The sequence below is a fragment of the Micromonospora sp. NPDC047753 genome, assembly GCF_040642735.1.
GTDB lineage: Bacteria > Actinomycetota > Actinomycetes > Mycobacteriales > Micromonosporaceae > Micromonospora.
Genome location: NZ_JBEYSL010000097.1, coordinates 1 through 16040 on the forward strand (window position 1 = coordinate 1; position 16040 = coordinate 16040).

General features: G+C 70.8%; 14 protein-coding genes and 1 pseudogene. 2 read left to right on the forward strand and 13 right to left on the reverse strand.

The genetic code is table 11. The features are described from left to right. The 8 genes and pseudogenes from ABZ749_RS11335 to ABZ749_RS11370 all read right to left on the reverse strand — a co-directional run. Window positions 1–417, reverse strand: a pseudogene (locus tag ABZ749_RS11335) (hypothetical protein); the annotation flags it as partial. Window positions 418–611: 194 nt separating this feature from the next. After that, window positions 612–1613, reverse strand: a complete 1002-nt coding sequence (locus ABZ749_RS11340) for a HAMP domain-containing sensor histidine kinase (protein WP_357226155.1) — start codon at window positions 1611–1613, stop codon at window positions 612–614. Window positions 1614–1681: 68 nt separating this feature from the next. Beyond that, entirely contained in the window at window positions 1682–2362 is a 681-nt protein-coding gene (locus tag ABZ749_RS11345; RefSeq protein WP_357226115.1) for a response regulator transcription factor, read from the reverse strand. A 145-nt stretch (window positions 2363–2507) separates the two neighbouring features. Further along, complete coding sequence (locus tag ABZ749_RS11350) at window positions 2508–3176, reverse strand: DUF5701 family protein (RefSeq protein WP_357226118.1); 669 nt, start codon at window positions 3174–3176, stop codon at window positions 2508–2510. A 66-nt stretch (window positions 3177–3242) separates the two neighbouring features. Then, window positions 3243–4004 (reverse strand): LytTR family DNA-binding domain-containing protein, encoded by a 762-nt coding sequence (locus tag ABZ749_RS11355; protein ID WP_355005152.1) that lies wholly within the window; start codon window positions 4002–4004, stop codon window positions 3243–3245. A gap of 23 nt (window positions 4005–4027) precedes the next feature. Next, the gene (locus ABZ749_RS11360) at window positions 4028–5254 is read right to left on the reverse strand and encodes a histidine kinase (RefSeq protein ID WP_357226122.1); all 1227 of its coding nucleotides are present in this window, start codon (window positions 5252–5254) and stop codon (window positions 4028–4030) included. A 39-nt stretch (window positions 5255–5293) separates the two neighbouring features. Further along, the gene (locus tag ABZ749_RS11365) at window positions 5294–6865 is read right to left on the reverse strand and encodes a sugar transferase (protein WP_357226158.1); all 1572 of its coding nucleotides are present in this window, start codon (window positions 6863–6865) and stop codon (window positions 5294–5296) included. 264 nt (window positions 6866–7129) lie between these two features. Further along, on the reverse strand, window positions 7130–7990 hold the full coding sequence (locus tag ABZ749_RS11370) for a DNA-formamidopyrimidine glycosylase family protein (RefSeq protein ID WP_357226127.1): 861 nt from the start codon (window positions 7988–7990) through the stop codon (window positions 7130–7132). 136 nt (window positions 7991–8126) lie between these two features. Between ABZ749_RS11370 and ABZ749_RS11375 the strand changes: the two genes are divergently transcribed. After that, window positions 8127–9401 carry a glycosyltransferase gene (locus ABZ749_RS11375; RefSeq protein ID WP_357226130.1) on the forward strand — a complete coding sequence of 425 codons (1275 nt, stop codon included), beginning with the start codon at window positions 8127–8129 and terminating at the stop codon, window positions 9399–9401. Here ABZ749_RS11375 and ABZ749_RS11380 read toward each other — a convergent pair. The 3 genes from ABZ749_RS11380 to ABZ749_RS11390 form a co-directional block, all read right to left on the reverse strand. Beyond that, window positions 9395–10255, reverse strand: a complete 861-nt coding sequence (locus ABZ749_RS11380) for a tetratricopeptide repeat protein (protein ID WP_357226133.1) — start codon at window positions 10253–10255, stop codon at window positions 9395–9397. The genes ABZ749_RS11375 and ABZ749_RS11380 overlap by 7 nt on opposite strands. Window positions 10256–10352: 97 nt before the next feature. Continuing rightward, window positions 10353–12611 carry a CHAT domain-containing protein gene (locus tag ABZ749_RS11385; protein ID WP_357226137.1) on the reverse strand — a complete coding sequence of 753 codons (2259 nt, stop codon included), beginning with the start codon at window positions 12609–12611 and terminating at the stop codon, window positions 10353–10355. Between the two features lie 26 nt (window positions 12612–12637). Continuing rightward, on the reverse strand, window positions 12638–12967 hold the full coding sequence (locus ABZ749_RS11390) for a hypothetical protein (RefSeq protein ID WP_357226140.1): 330 nt from the start codon (window positions 12965–12967) through the stop codon (window positions 12638–12640). A 298-nt stretch (window positions 12968–13265) separates the two neighbouring features. On the opposite strand from ABZ749_RS11390, the gene ABZ749_RS11395 reads away from it, so the two are divergent. Further along, entirely contained in the window at window positions 13266–14519 is a 1254-nt protein-coding gene (locus ABZ749_RS11395; RefSeq protein ID WP_357226143.1) for a tetratricopeptide repeat protein, read from the forward strand. A gap of 26 nt (window positions 14520–14545) precedes the next feature. On the opposite strand, the gene ABZ749_RS11400 is transcribed toward ABZ749_RS11395, so the two are convergent. After that, complete coding sequence (locus ABZ749_RS11400; RefSeq protein WP_357226148.1) at window positions 14546–15265, reverse strand: CDP-alcohol phosphatidyltransferase family protein; 720 nt, start codon at window positions 15263–15265, stop codon at window positions 14546–14548. Then, the coding region (locus tag ABZ749_RS11405) for an iron-containing alcohol dehydrogenase family protein (protein WP_357226152.1) at window positions 15240–16040 on the reverse strand (801 nt) is incomplete at its 5' end. The genes ABZ749_RS11405 and ABZ749_RS11400, both read right to left, overlap by 26 nt.

Sequence of the window (16040 nt, forward strand, 5' to 3'; positions counted from 1 at the left end):
ACCGCGGCGTGGAACGAGACCACCGCGACGTGGGGCACCATGAACACCAAGTTCGCCGAGGTCGGGGAGAACCGCGAGCAGGTGGACGCCCGTCCCGGTGCCACCGGGACGGGCGGTGGCCGCCTGGGCGGTCGGCTCGGGCGCGGCGGCCGGATCCGCCTGGACAGTCCGCTCCGGCGCGGCGGCCGGATCCGCCTGGACGGTCGGCTCGGGCGCGGCGGTCGGTCCCGGCGGTACCGCCGCGCCGGTCGCTGTGATGGCGCTCGCCGTCGGGGACGGCCTCCCGGAACGGACGACGCTGGCGGTGCCGAGGGCAGCGGTGACGGCCAGCGCGGCCACCAGCCAGCCGAGGCCGGGACGAACCATCGTCAGGATCGACGCCCCGACGACCGCCGCAGCCGCCAGCGCCCCCAGCACCAGCGGACGGGCAGGTCCGGACGGCCCAGGCCAGCGGCGCTGGATCAGCGACGGGGGCCTGGGCGGGGCGGGTGCGACAGGCCACGCCTGAGGTCGGCCGGCGACCGGTGTGGCAGCCGGGCCGGGGCCGACGACCGGGGAGACCTGCGGCCCGGTCGGCCCGGTGGCCGGGAGAGGGGTACTGCCGGGGCTGGTCATGCTGCCTCTTCTCGGTGTGGCCCGTCGCACGGGATGGTGACCTGGATGCGGCAGCCGGGCCGGCCATCCCGGTGTGGTCCGCTCGGATCGAGGACACCGATCCGACCGCCGTGCAGTTCGACGACCCACCGGGCGATGGCCAGGCCGAGCCCGGTCCCGCCGCCGGCCGACCGGTCGCCGCGGGTGAAGCGCTCGAACACCCGGGAACGCTCCGCCGGTGGAATGCCCTGGCCCTCGTCGCTCACCTCGAAGCGGAGCTGGTCGCCGTGTTCCTCGGCGCACACCCGTACCGTGCCGCCCGATGGGCTGTGTCGGGCCGCGTTGTCGAGGAGGTTCGCGAAGACCTGGTGCAGTCGCCACGGGTCCGCGTGGACCGTCAGCGGTGTGGGCAGGTCCCGGAGCTCGAAGCGCACGTCCAGACCGGCACCGGACGCGTTGGCGGTGGCGTGCTCCACCGCCTCGTCGAGGAAGTCCCACACGTCGATGCGTACTCGCCGCAGCGGCACCACCCCGGCGTCGAGTCGGGACAGGTCGAGCAGGTCGGCGACGAGGTGCCCGAGCCGTTGGGTCTGGGCCAACGCCGAACGCAGCGCGGCCGGTTCGGGGTCGGCGACCCCGTCCACCATGTTCTCCAGCACGCCCTGCAACGCGGTGATCGGCGTACGCAACTCGTGCGAGACGTTCGCGATCAGCTCGCGTCGGCGCTGGTCGGCGGCGTGCAGGTCCTCGGCCATCTTGTTGAACGCCTGGGCCAGCTCGCCGACCTCGTCGCGGGAGGTGGCGCGCACCCGACGTGTGTAGTCGCCGCGGGCCATCGCGCCGGCGGCCGCCGTCATCTCGCGCAGCGGCGACGTCATCCCGTGGGCGAGCACCTGCGAGGTCACCAGCGCGATGCAGATGCTGGTTACCGCCGTGCCGGGCGGGAGCCAACCGATGCCGTACCAGAAGTAACCGATGGCCACGGCCCAGGACGCGACCAGCAGGACGCCGAGCTTCATCTTGATCGAACGGACGGGATCCAGTGGACGCGGTAGCACCCGTTCCAGCCAGTCGATCGTGCGGCCGATCACGAGGGCATCTCCAGGGCGTACCCGACGCCGTGGACGGTCCGGATCAGGTCGGCGCCGAGCTTGCGGCGCAGAGCCTTGATGTGGCTGTCCACGGTGCGGGTGCCGCTCCCGTCGACCCATCCCCAGACGTCGGCGAGCAGCCGTTCCCGGGGGAGCACAGTGCGGGGTCGTCCCGCGAGGTGGACCAGCAGGTCGAACTCGGTAGGGGTGAGGTGCACGTCCGCCCCGGCCCGGCGGACCCGTCGCTCGGCCTGGTTGATCTCGATGTCGCCGAGGCGGATGGCCGGCGGCGCGGGAGTGGCGGCGGCCCGCTCCATCCGACGCAGCAGGACATGCACCCGGGCGGTGAGTTCCCGCATCGAGAACGGCTTGGTGAGGTAGTCGTCCGCGCCGACCGCGAGCCCCACGAGCAGATCGGTCTCGTCGTCGCGGGCGGTGAGCATCAGCACCGGCACCGGCCGGTCGGCCTGGATCCGGCGGCACACTTCCAGTCCGTCGAAGCCCGGCAGCATCACGTCGAGGACGACGAGATCCGGCTGTCCGGCGTGGAACTGCGCGACCGCGCTGGGCCCGTCCGCTGCGATCTCCACCGTGAATCCCTCGGCCCGCAGTCGGGCGGCGATGGACTCGGCGATGGTCCGTTCATCCTCGACCACCAGTACCCGGCGTTCGTTCATGGGTCCTGACTGTAGGGAGCGGCCGTGGAGATCAGTGGTTTGCGTTGTGAATAACCTGTGGAGAACCGCGAACGGCTGTGGATAACTCGGGGATCATGCCGGCTGGCGTGTGGGAACTCCAGAGCCTCCCCGAGGACGACCAGGCCTACGAAGTCTTCAACGGGATGCGCTCCGGTCGGGCCGAGGCGGAGCCGAGCCAGGTGTGCGGGTTGCCGTACCAGCACCAGCCCAGCTTGGGTGCGCCCTGGCTGATCCACAGCGCCGGCACCCGCTTGTCGCCGCAGCGGGAGCCGACCAGCGAGAAGCACCGGTTGCTCGCCAACGCGGCCGGGTGCAGCGTGATGAAGGCGAGCCCCTCGTCGATGCTCAGCGGCAACCGGCCCTGAGCGGTGATCCCCTCCATGGCCGTGGCCGGGGCCAGATTGCGGAACTCCTCGCCCCGGTCGACGTCGAAGAGCAGGTACGCCGGACCGGCCGGGACCTCCAGTTCCTTGATCGGGTCGAAGCGGGGCAGGTCGTCCTCGGCGTAGTTCCGGTCGATGACGCCGGGCTTGCGCTTGCCGGCCAGCGTGGTGAGCCCCACCCGTTCCGGCACACCGATCAGGTCCCGGGTGATGACCAACAGGAACGGCACCCGGGCGTCGGTGGGCGCGGGCAGCCCGGCGGTCCCCTCGACCGCAGTGGCCCGCAGCGGCGCGACCAGGTCGCGGAAAGCGCTCTCGGTCAGCCCGGCGAGGGCGGGGTAACCGAGCTGCACCAGTCGGTCGAGTTGGCTGTCGAACTCGGATGCGGCGTCGAACGGGGTCTCGGTCACGGCAGGCCTCCCGGAAGTCGTACGGACTAGCGTACAACGTACGGTAGGGCTGTTGCCATTCCCGGCTCAGCGACTCCAGTCCTGCTTCGCGGCCCTGACCAGCTTGTCCTTCAACTCCCGGGTGTGCCGCCGGCTCACCGGCAACTCGGTGGAGTCGATCACCACCACGTAGCCGGAGTTGACCAACCGCAACTCCGCGATCAACTTCAACTGGACCAGGTACGACCGGTGCACCCGGACGAAGCCGGCATCGGCCCAGCGTTCCGCGAGCGTGGCCAGCGACACCCGTACGAGGTGCGACCCCTCCGCGGTGTGCAACCGGGCGTAGTCGCCCTGCGCCTCCACCCAGCGCACCGCCGAGCGGGGGAGCATCCGGGTGGTGCCAGCCAGCTCGATGGGGATGGTCGGGTCCTCCTCCGCGCGGGCCAGCGCCGCAGGGTGCGACGGCACCACCCGTGAGCCGATCACCCGGCGCAGCGACTCGGCCAGCCGATCGGCGCGCACCGGTTTCCGCACGTAGTCTGTGGCGCCCAGATCGAAGGCGTCCACCGCGCCGTCGTCGTACGCGGTGACGAACACGATCGCCGGTGGCCGGGCGAACCGGCGCAGCACCCGGGCCAGCTCCATCCCGTCCAGGCCGGGCATCCGGATGTCCAGGAAGACCACGTCCACGTCACCGTCGCGCAGCAGCCGCAGCGCCTCGGTGGCATCCCCGGCCGTGTGCAGTCGGGCCACCCGGGGGTCGGCCCGCAGGTGGTACGCCAGCTCGTCGAGCGCGGGCGGCTCGTCGTCCACGGCGAGGACGCGCAGGAAACCGGTCGCGTTCACCGCCCCCGTCCCGGTCCGCTCGCTCACGACCCTGCCCGTACGCCCGGGTGGAACTTCGGCACCCGCATGCTCACCTTCGTGCCCGAGCCCAACCCGGTCTCCACGACCAGGCCGAACCGGTCCCCGAAGACCGAGCGCAACCGCTCGTCGACGTTGGAGAGGCCGACGTGCTGGCCCGTGTCCTCACCAGGGTCGCCCGTGCCGTGGGCCAGCTCGGCGATGCCGGCGGTCAGCGTGGTCGGATCCATTCCCACTCCGTCGTCCTCCACCGTGATGTGGCATTCGGCGCCCGCGTCCCGGGCCTCGATGCTCACCATGCCCGTGCCCGGCTTGCGGGACAACCCGTGGCGAACCGCGTTCTCCACCAGCGGCTGGAGGCAGAGGAACGGCAGCGTCACCGGCAGCACCTCCGGGGCGATCTGCAACCGCACCTGCAACCGGTCGCCGAACCGGGCCCGCTCGATGGTCAGGTAGCGGTCGATCGACCGCAGCTCCTCGGCCAGCGTGGTGAACTCCCCGTGCGCCCGGAACGAGTACCTGGTGAACTCCGCGAACTCCAGGATCAGCTCCCGGGCCCGCTCCGGGTCGGTGCGGACGAACGAGCCGATGGCGGTCAGCGCGTTGTAGATGAAGTGCGGGCTGATCTGCGCCCGCAGCGCACGGATCTCGGCGCGGGCCAGCCGCTCCCGCGACGAGTCCAGCTCGGCCAGGGCCAGCTGGTTGCCGGCCCAGTGCGCCGTCTCCAGGGTGGCCTGCACCAACCCCGGAGGCGGCGGGCTGTCGGCGACCGCCACCAGCGCGCCCACCACCCGGCCGTCGGCCCCCAGCAACGGTGCGACCACCGCCCCGCGGACCGGGCAGTCGACCCGGTCGCAGTGCAGTTCCTGCTCACCCAGCACCGTCGAGCGCCCGCTGCTCACAGTCCGCTGCGCCGCCGCGAGCAGTTGCTCCCCGTGGTGCGTGCCGCGCCCGTCGAGGGCGAGCAGTCGGTCGGCGTCGGCGAGCGCCAGCCCGACCGCGCCCACCAGCGCCCGCAGATGCCGTACGGCCTTCGCCGCGCCCGCCTCGCTCAACCCCGCCCGCAGTGGCTCGGCGGCCAGGCCGGCGGTGTGCAGCACCTCGTAGGTGGCCCGCTGGGTGGCGGTGGCGATGCCACGGCGGGCCCGCAGCCGCAGCACCGCCAGCAGGGCCGCGGTCAGCGCAGTGACGAGTGAGACGACGCCGACCACGGCGGAGAGGTTGGCAGCCACGCAGCGATCCTCGCCCCTGCGAGCCGGCGCGCCAACCCTCTAGTACGCGCCCTTTCGGGCGAGCACCACCCCGACGGTGCGCCACAGGATGCTCAGGTCGTACGCCAGCGACCAGTTGTCGACGTAGTAGAGGTCCAGTCGGACCGACTCGTCCCAGGACAGGTCGGAGCGGCCGGAGACCTGCCACAGCCCGGTCATGCCGGGACGGACCAGCAGTCGGCGCCGCACGTCACCCAGGAAGTCACCGTCGTCGGCCGGTAGCGGGCGGGGCCCGACCAGCGACATCTCGCCCCACAGCACGTTGATCAGCTGCGGCAGCTCGTCCAGCGACGTGGCCCGCAGGAAGCGGCCGACCGGGAAGACCCGAGGGTCCTCCTTCATCTTGAACAGCATGCCGTCGGTCTCGTTCCGATCGACCAGGCTGGCCAGCCGGTCCTCGGCGTTGACGTACATGGTCCGGAACTTCCACACCCGGAACGTGCGCCCCTCGTGCCCCACCCGGGGCTGGCGGAAGAAGACCGGCCCGGGGTCGGAGATCCGGATCGCCACGGCGATGGCCAGGAAGAGCGGGATCAGCAGCAGCAGTCCGAGACCGGCGGCGACCCGGTCCATCAGGTTCTTGGCCAGCAGCGCCGGCCCGGAGAGGGTCGGCTCCTCGACGTGCAGCAGCGGCAGACCCTCGATCGGCCGGATGTGCACCCGGGGGCCGGCGATGTCGGTGAGCTGCGGGGCGACCACCAGGTCAACGCCGGAGCCCTCCAACTGCCAGGCCAGCCGGCGCAACTCGCCAGGCTCGGCGCTGGCCGACCCGCAGACGGCGATGGTGTCCCCACCGACCTCACGGACCAGGGCCAGGACGTCGCGTCCGGCGTACACCGGAACCGGGGTCGGCATGCCCCTGGCCGCCGCGTACCCGTCGGTGATGTGGATGGCGACGGGCATGAGCCCGGCGGCCGGGCTGCGGGTGACCGCCGCGTAGACCTCCAGGCATTCGGGCAGGGTGCCGACCAGCACCATCCGGTGAGCGGCCTGGCCGGCCCGCCGCCGGATGTAGTGCAGCGCCCACCGGGCCACGAAACGGCCCCACAGGATCAACAACGTCGCGCCGACCAGCGCCGTGCCCACGGTGAACCGGGAGAGCTGGGTGACCGTGGAGAAGGCAAGGAAGGAGACGCTCGCGGCCACCGTCACCGATGCCCGGATCACCCGTTTGAACTCGTCCGGGCCGAGCCCCAGGTAGCGCCGGTCGTAGGCCCGGTTGCTCCAGAGGATGACCACCCAGCCGAGTGGAAGTAGCAGGTAGGAGACGGTGTGGAACCACGTCGGGTCCTGCTGGGTCCCGGAGAACCCGGAGGCGGCCTGGTCGAAGAGCTGGATCGCGATCCAGCTGGCGAACGCCGCCGCGCCGAAGTCGAGCAGCAGCAGAGTCGCGATGTAGGGGCGGTGCCAGCGGGAGACACGGCGTCGCGACCTCGTCCACGCCGACCGAGGGACGCCGTTGTGGGACGGCGGCGTCGGCGGCTGGATCTCGAAGCTGTCGACGTGCCGCACGAGTCTGCTCCGGCCTTCGTTGGTTACCGGGCGCTGGAGGCTTGCCGTCACCTCACCCATGTCCTCCCGCATGACACGGGCCGCTCACTCGGCGTGAAGGCCCGGGTCGCCCACCGTCCCAGTCTCCCACGCGGGCTCCGACCGGTCGTCGCCCCGAAGGAGATTGGCGACCGCCGGTGCTGGCGGGATCTGGCCGGCTCCGCACCATTTCAGAAGCCGGGGACCGGGCCACTATACCGATGGATACGCGCGTGGCCAGAACGGCGGACCGGAGCTTTCACTCAGTGAGGGCGATTCCGCTCCGTAGTCCTGAAGTGGAATTACTCACCGTACGAGGCGAGACAACCGACGGTCAGCGAGTGGTTTGCCGCCGGTCTGGCACGTCGGACAGTACTGGAGGCTGGAATCGGCGAACGACACCTCGCGCACGGTGTCCCCGCAGACCGGGCAGGGCAGACCGGTGCGGGCGTGCACCTTCAGCCCGGAGCGCTTCTCGCCCTTCAGCTCCGCGGCCCGCTGACCGAGGGACCGCTCGACAGCGTCGCCGAGAACCTGTCGGGTGGCGGCGTGCAGGGTGGCGATCTGGGAGTCGGTGAGCCGATCGGTGATCGCGAACGGGGACAGCTTCGCGGCGTGCAAAATCTCGTCGGAGTACGCGTTACCCACCCCGGACAGCACCGACTGGTCGGTCAGCACCCCCTTGACCTGCCCCCGCCTGCTCCGCAGCCGCTCGGCGAAGAGGGGCAGATCCGCGGCGAGCGCGTCCGGGCCCAGCTTGGCCACCCCGGGGACCGTCGCGAGGTCGGTGACCAGATACGCGGCCAGCTTCTTCTGGGTGCCGGCCTCGGTGAGGTCGAAGCCGGAACCGTCATCCAGGCGTACCCGCACCGCGATCGGGCCCTTGCCCGGACGGAGCGGCGTGGTGGCGGGGAACGCCTCCCGGTAGTGCAGCCAGCCTGCCCGCGCCAAATGCACCACCAGGTGCAGGCCACCCTCGAACAGGACGTCGAGGAACTTTCCGTGCCGACCGGCGTCGACCACCGCCCGGCCGGCGACCTCGGTGGGTGCCGGCTCGTACGTCTTCAGGGCGCTGATCGCGGCGATCTCCAGCCGATCGACGCGCCGCCCCACCGCGCGCTGACGCAGGTAACCCGCGAGCGCCTCAACCTCCGGTAGTTCGGGCACGACACAACGGTAGCCTTCTTTCCCGTGAGCGTGAGGAATGAGCTTGCGAGTTTCCACCGCGAGCGCGAGGAGTGAGCTTGCGAGCCCCGCAGTCGCGAGCAACAGTCGGCACAGCCGCGAACGAGAGGCAAGCTCCGTGAGAATCGTGGTGGCACACAACCGGTACCGGGAAGCCCAACCCTCTGGTGAGAACACCATCGTCGACTCGGAGATCGCCCAGCTCACCGCCGCTGGCGTCGAGGTGCTGCCCTTCATCCGCAGTTCGGACGAGATCCCGTCGATGTCGAAGTCGGCGAAGGCCCTGCTGCCGATCTCGCCGATCTGGGCGCCCCGCGCGCAACACGACCTGAGCCGCCTGCTCACCGAGCACCGACCGGACGTTCTGCACCTGCACAACCCGTACCCCCTGATCTCGCCCTGGGTGGTTCGGACCGCGCACCGGCACGGCGTGCCGGTGGTCCAGACGGTGCACAACTACCGGCAGGTCTGCTCGTCGGGGATCTACTTCCGTGACGGCGTGATCTGCCAGGACTGCAAGGGTCGGGCATTGGGTGTGCCCGCGATCAAGCACCGCTGCTACCGCGACTCGGCCGTGCAGAGCGCGCTGATGGCGACCACCCTGGCCGTGCACCGGGGCACCTGGCGCTCGGTGGACCGGTACATCGCGCTCACCTCGGCGATCGCCGATCACCTCCGCGACTACGGCATTCCGGACGAACGCATCGTGGTGAAGCCGAACTCCGTACCCGACCCGGGTCGGCCGGCGCCGCTGGGCGACGGGTTCCTCTACATGGCCCGACTCTCTCCAGAGAAGGGCGTCGACCTGCTGCTCGACGCCTGGCGCCGGCACCCGGTGGGTTCGCTGGGCACGCTGCGGGTGGCCGGTGACGGCGAGCTGCGCCCGCTCGTGGAGGCAGCCGCCGCCGAGCGACCCGACGTGGTCTACCTCGGTCAGCTCGACCGGGCCGGCGTGCAGGCCGCTGTCGAGGCGAGTGCCGTGGTGATCGCCGCCGCGATGTGGCACGACGTGCTGCCCACCGTGATCATCGAGGCGTTGGCGAGCGGCCGACCCGTGCTCGGGACGGCGCTGGGCGGCATTCCGTACCTGGTCGGGGCCGACGCCCCGCACGAGCCCGCCGGCACCGGGCCCGCCGCGATCGCCTCCGCCGTCGCCGGCCATGCCCCGCCACCGGCAGGTCCGCCTGCGGTGCCGGCCGGCCTGGTCACCGGCACCGCCGGCTGGGTGGTCCCGCCGGAAGCGGCCGCGTTGGCCGCCGCGCTCCCGGTCGCGCGAGCCGGTGCCGCCGCGCTCTCCGCACCGGCCCGGCTGCGGTACGAGCAGACGTTCCACCCCGACGTGGTCATCAAACGACACCTGGACATCTACGCCAGCCTGACCCGCCCTCACTGACCCCTGGACGGGTCAGCCAGGGCGCGTTGTCGGCGGAATTGTTCGAGGAGGGCGCTGTCGGCTTCGAGGTCGGGATGGTCGACCTGCCGGTCGAGGTCGACCACGTGTTCGAGTTCCCGGATCGCCTGGTCCAGGTCACCGTCCGCCCGGTGGACCATAGCGATGTTGTAGCGGGTGACGGTTTCGCCGGCTCGGTCGCCGACTTCCCGTTGGATGGGCAGGGCTTGGTGGTAGTGGTTGAGGGCCCGCCGCCGATCACCCAACCCGTCGTACACATGGCCGATGTTGTTCAGGGTGGTGGCTTCGCCGGCTCGGTCGCCGACTTCCCGTTGGATGGGCAGGGCTTGGTGGTAGTGGTTGAGGGCCCGCCGCCGATCACCCAACCCGTCGTACACATGGCCGATGTTGTTGAGAGTGGTGGCTTCGCCGGCTCGGTCGCCGACTTCCCGCCGGATGGGCAGGGCTTGGTGGTAGTGGTCGAGGGCCTGCTGTCGATCCCCCAAGGCGTTGTGCACGCTGCCGATGTTGTTGAGGGTGGCGGCTTCGCCAGTTCGGTCACCGACCTCCCGATGGACGGGCAGGGCTTGGTGGTAGTGGTCGAGGGCCCGCCGCCGATCACCCAACCTGTCGTACACATGGCCGATGTTGGCGAGGGTGCCGGCTTCGTTGCCCCGGTCGCCGGCGTGTTGGAACATGGTCAGGGCCTGCTGAAAGTCCTCCAGTGCCGGCCGGGGCCGACCGGTTGACGACCGCGCCCAGCCACGTTGGTAGAGGGCGCTGGCATCCGGGCCGAGGGTCAGGGTCGCGGTGGCCGTGACCTCGACCGCCGCGAACCGCGAGGTACGCAACCACACCCAACACACCCGGGCACCAGCATGCCGGGCGATCAGCGGCTGCCGACCGGCGATGGCAAGCCGATGCACCTCGACCCATCGGGCGACGTTCCTCGGGTCAGCGGCCATCGGGACCGGCGGGGTTGAGGACCCAGAGTTGGTAGAGGGACTGGGCGGCGGCGGCGCATGCCTCGATGTACTCGTCGTCGGTGATCAGAGGGCGAACGAGGGGGTGCAGGACGTTGGAGACGTAGTAGCGGGGCTGGCGGGTCTCGGGGTCGATGCCCTCTTCGAGCAGGCCGAGTTGGACGGCCCGCTGGATGTGCCGATCGGCGTCGGCGTGTTGGTGCATTGCGTGGACGGTGGCGGCGGGTACGGGTAGTTCGACGACGTTGATCCTGGCGAGCATGCGGCGGAGTTCGAGGGGCTGGGAGTCGAGCAGGTTGTCGGCCAGCACCGTCTCGCGGCGGAACCTGTCGGTCTCGTTCTCGATGGCGGTGAGCAGGCCATCGATGTCGAGGGCGGGATCGTTGACGATCCGGTTGAGCCAGTCGAGCAGGCGGGGATTGCCCGCTGCGGCCTGGATCGCCCGGTCCCGGATGGCCGGGTCGATGGCGGATTCGGGGCGCAGGTTGACCAGGTTGGCGATTTTCTTGGTCTGCTCGACGGGGCTGAGGGTCTCCAGAGCCGCGACGGCGACGGTGGTGCCGGCCGGGGTGGGGAAGCGGTAGCGGCTGGTGATGATCACGCGGCTCGGACTGCCGGTGTCGCGGATCGCACCGAGTAGGGCGGGCAGGATCTCGGCCATCGCCGGGGCGAGCACGCGGCTGCCGTCGTCGCGGATGTCGAGGTTGCCGGTCTCGAAGTCGTCGAACACGAACAGGCAGGGTGTTCTGCCGAGGAGCCCGTCGGCGTCGAGCAGGTAGCGCAGCCGGGTCGGGAGCGAAATCTGCTCGTTGTCCAGAAGCCTGCCGGCCTCCTCGGACTGCTCCCCGCTGTCGAAGCGGATCTTGGTGGTCAACTCACGGAACTTGATGGCGTCGACCTGGCCGTACCAGACGACATGCTGGTGGATGGGCATGCGTTCCAGGAGCCGGGAGGCGAGGCTGCTCTTGCCGAGCCCACCCATGCCGGCCAGCAGCAGGCCCTGCGCCGCGCCGGCAGTGTCGGCGGGTTGCCGGAGGGCACGCAGACAGCGCTGGATGATCCGCCGTCGGCCGACGAACTCGGCGCGGGACGCGACCCGGGACAGTTGGGTCTGCGGGTCCAGGAACTGCTGGTCGGCGGCGCGCACCTGCGACTGTCTGCGGCCCCGGGTGTGCAGCGGCGTGACCAGGGGCTTCAGCGGGGACCGGTCGGCATAGACCCGGAGCAGATGCCAGCAGTTGCTCTTCCTGTCGTGGAACAGGTGACGGCGAGCCTCGATGACGGCCTGGTCCAACGACCCGCCGTCGGCCAGCGCCTGGTAGAGAGCTGCGGCGAAATCGGTGGCGGAGACGTCTCCCACCGGTAGCGCCCAGCCCAGCACCGCAGGGGCGCCGGCGTCGACCAGGCTCTCGCTCATCGAGGGGAAAACCCCACCCCCGGGGGCGTCAGCGGTCAGGCAGCCGGAAACGAACACCAGTCGCGGCCAGTGTCCCTGCATCGCCTGGGCGATCTGGTCGGCCGTCGCCGTGGCGCGCCCGCCGAACTCGCCCTCCACCACGAAGACCGGCTCCCCGCCGTCGGTGGTGGCGTGCCCGCTCAGATGCAGCACATCGAAATGGTCGGGCCCGTAGGCGCGGCTCAGGAACCGGAGCCCGTCCAGGGTGCCGCTCTCCTCGACCACCAGATCGGTGCCGGTCCGTCGGGTCGCGGCGAGGATCGCCGCCTCCTCGGCCTCGAAGTTGAGCACCGGCTCGACGCCTTCGGGCGAGGCTGCCATGAACAACACCCGCAACGGCCGGTTCTTCGGCGTGACCGGGCTGGTCAGTGCCGCGTGGGTGCCAACCGCACGAACCGGCAACAGCGGTGCCCGCCCTGCCACGGTCAGGAACGTGCCCTCCCGGGCAAGCAGTTCCCAAGGCAGGTGCCGCAACCGCTCCTCGGCGGCGATCCGCAACACCGCCCCGGCAGGATGGGCCAGCATCGGGGTCAGCCACCGCTGATCGCCGTCGAGGAACTCCGCCAGCCTCGCCCCCAGATCAGCCAGCCGGACCGCGCCGTACACCTTCTGTGCGTTGGCGTCACTGCTGTAGTCACGCTGTACCAGCGTGATCAGCTCATCGACCGCGGCCCGGTCCAGGTTGCGGGTCTGGGGTGCCGCGCCGTCGGCGGACAGCCGCAGCTCGTAGTAGTTCGAGGTCTGCGCGAAGACCTCCAGTTCGAAGGTGCCCATCTGCCCATCCCGTCGTGGCGGTCAGTTCAGTGCGGCTCGGTGCCTTCCTGCCGCATGGCGATCTCCAGCCGAGCCTGGCTGCCCTCGGCCAGCTCGATCCGGGTGCCGTCCGGCAGCAGCACGGTCACCGCAACGCCTTCCCGGCGGCGGGCGCTCCACCACTCGGCGATCGTCTTGGCCACCTCGACCCCGGAGAACACCAGCCCGATGACCGCGATCACCATCTCGGCCGACCGCTGCACCTGCACTGGCGACACGCTGTCGTCCGGCCCCATCGCCCCGATCAGCGTGGACCGCAGCTCCGCCGCCCAGCGCGCGGCCTGCGCCCCGGACACCTCCACTGTGGCGTTTCCCATCTCCCGCACCCTCCCCTGATGCGCCTGGTCAAGCCGGCCCAGGACCGCTGATCCCTGGCCCAGGCCGGGCGATCAACGGGTGGACCTTGGCGGCCACTGTACGTTTATTCGCGTCCTGTGGCCGCTCGGTAAACCCGGCTGACGGGTTTCCGACTCGCTGACCAAGTCCCGGCCATCGTGGGAAGAACAATGACGACCCATGCAACCGCGGTACACCGCTGGTGTGCCACGGTCCGGTCCGTGGACACGCCGAACAGGCAACCGGGAGCAGCGGGAAGGAAGAGCGAGGTGGTTCGGCATGGAGGATCGAGAACCGTCACCATTGCGTTCCGTCACCCACGCTGCGGCGACCGCCGTCGCCCGACATGTGGAGGTGCATCGGCTTGCTGTCGCCGGTCAGCAGCCGCTGATCGCCCGGCATGTCGGTGACCGGGTGTGTTGGGTGTGGTTGCGTACCTCGCGGTTCGCGGCGGTCGAGGCCATGGCCACCGCGACCCTGACCCTCGGCCCGGATGCCGGCGCCCTTTACCAACGTGGCTGGGCGCGGTCGTCGACCGGTCGGCCCCGGCCGGCACTGGAGGACTTTCAGCAGGCCCTGACCATGTACCAGCAGGCCGGCGAGCGGGCCAACGAAGCCGCAACCCTGAACAACGTCGGCAGCGTGTACGACCGGTTAGGGGATCGGCAGCGGGCTCTGGACCACTACCACCAGGCCCTGCCCATCCGGCGGGAAGTCGGCGACCGAGCCGGCGAAGCCACCACCCTCAACAACATCGGCCACGTGTACGACAAGTCAGGGCATCGGCAGCGGGCCCTCGACCACTACCACCAGGCCCTGCCCATCCAGCGGGAAGTCGGCGACCGAGCCGGCGAAGCCGCCACCCTCAACAACATCGGTAGCGTGTACGACGGGTGGGGGGATCGGCGGCGGGCTCTGGACCACTTTCACGAGGCCCTGCCCATCCGGCGGGAGGTCGGTGATCGGGCCGGCGAAGCCACCACCCTCAACAACATCGGCAGCGTGTACAACGCCTTGGAGGATCGGCGGCGGGCCCTGGACCACTTTCACGAGGCCCTGCCCATCCGGCGGGAGGTCGGTGATCGGGCCGGCGAAGCCACCACCCTCAACAACATCGGCGGCGTGTACAACGCCTTGGGGGATCGGCAGCGGGCCCTCGATCACTACCACCAGGCCCTGCCCATCCGGCGGGAGGTCGGTGATCGGGCCGGCGAAGCCACCACCCTCAACAACATCGGCAGCGTGTACGACGGGTGGGGGGATCGGCGGCGGGCCCTCGACCACTTCCACCAAGCCCTGCCCATCCGGCAGGAGGTCGGCGACCGGGCCGGCGAAGCCGTAACCCGCTACAACATGGCGTTGGTCCACCGGGCAAATGGTGACCTGGACCAGGCGATCCGGGAGCTCGAACACGTGGTCGACCTCGATCGACAGGTCGACCACCCCGACCTCGAAGCCGACACCGCCGTCCTCGAACAACTCCGCCGACAACGCGCGCAGGACGGCGAGACCGAACTGCCCTCGGGATCGTGATGATGGCGCGCAGGCGTCGGTAGTCGTTACCAGGAGGCTCGGGCGGAGAAGGCGATGCTCGCGAGCAGGAAGCCGCCGTTGACGATGGTGAAGGCGACCATCACCCAGAGGACCAGCGCGGGGGCCACGGCGAGCACCACGGCGGCCACGAAGATCACCGCGCCGTAGTCGCGGACCAGCTTCACCAGGCGCACCGGCAGCGAGGTCGAGGTGACCATGCTGGCCGCGTTCGGGCCGGCCTGCATCACGGACGTCACCAGGTTGACCATCCAGGTGCCCGCGAAGGTCGCCACGAGCCAGGTCGGCGTGGCCGGCTCCTGCGCCACGGCGGTGGCGGCCAGCGCTGCCACCAGGGCGATCTGCGCGGCCACGTCGCAGAGCACGTCGACGCGCGCGCCGGCCGCGCTGCCCTGGCCGGTCACCCGGGCCAGTTGCCCGTCCGCGCAGTCCAGGGAGTACGCCACCTGCCAGCCGATGAGGGCGAGCAGGCCGACCACCCAGGCCGGTACGTCCCCGGCGGCGACCGGGCCGGCGAGCGCCACGACGGTGACCGAGGTGGCCAGTCCGAGCACCAGGTTGGTGATTGTCAACGCTGTCGGGCGCAGCCCGAGCCGCTGGGCGACGAGCGCGAAGACGGCCCCCAGCCACTGGCTGATCGACTCGCTGAACAGGCCGCCGCCCCGGTTCACCCGGTGGAAGTCGGCGACGGTGGGACGGGGGTCAGCCAAGCTGGTCGCGGATTGCACCGGCGTAGTCTGCCAGCCGCTCCCGGGTCTCGGTAGGCGACAGTGCCAGGTGTTCGAGGATGGTGTACCGGTCCGGCCGGGTACGCGGCGCGAACTGCACCGCCTCGATGAACTGGTCGTCGGTCAGCGCCACCTCGGCGGGGAGCCGGGGCAGGCCGTGCCGGGCGAGGCAGGCCGACATCTCCCCGAAGCGGCGGAGATCGCCGCGCAGCCAGGTGCAGAACAGCGCTCCGAGCCCGGCCAGCTCGCCGTGCGAGGCGGTTCCCGGAAAGAGCGAGTCGACCGCGTGCATGATCTCGTGGCAGCCGCCGCTGCACGGGCGGCTGGTGCCGTCGACAGCCATCGCCAGACCGCTGGAGATCAACGCCTCGGCGAGGACGATCACGAAGGCGTCGTCGCTCATGTCGCCGGGGTGGTTGAGCACCGCCTCGGCGCCCGCCCGCGAGAGCGAGGCGGCCAGCCCGTCGACCGGCTCACCGCGTACCTGCCGGGACAGCTCCCAGTCGGCCAGCGCGCTGATGTTGCTGATCACGTCGCCGATGCCGGCCCGGTTGTGCCGGTCCGGGCCGCTCTCCACGAAGTCCAGGTCGACGATCACCCCGATCGGGATGTGTACGCCGTAGGAGCCCTTGATCCCGTCGGTGATCAGGCTGGCCACCGGGGAGGCGATCCCGTCGTTGGCGAGGCTGGTCGCCACCGACACCATCGGCAGCCCTCGGCGGGTCGCCGCGTACTTGGCCACGTCGATGGTCTTGCCGCCACCGATGCAGTCGTG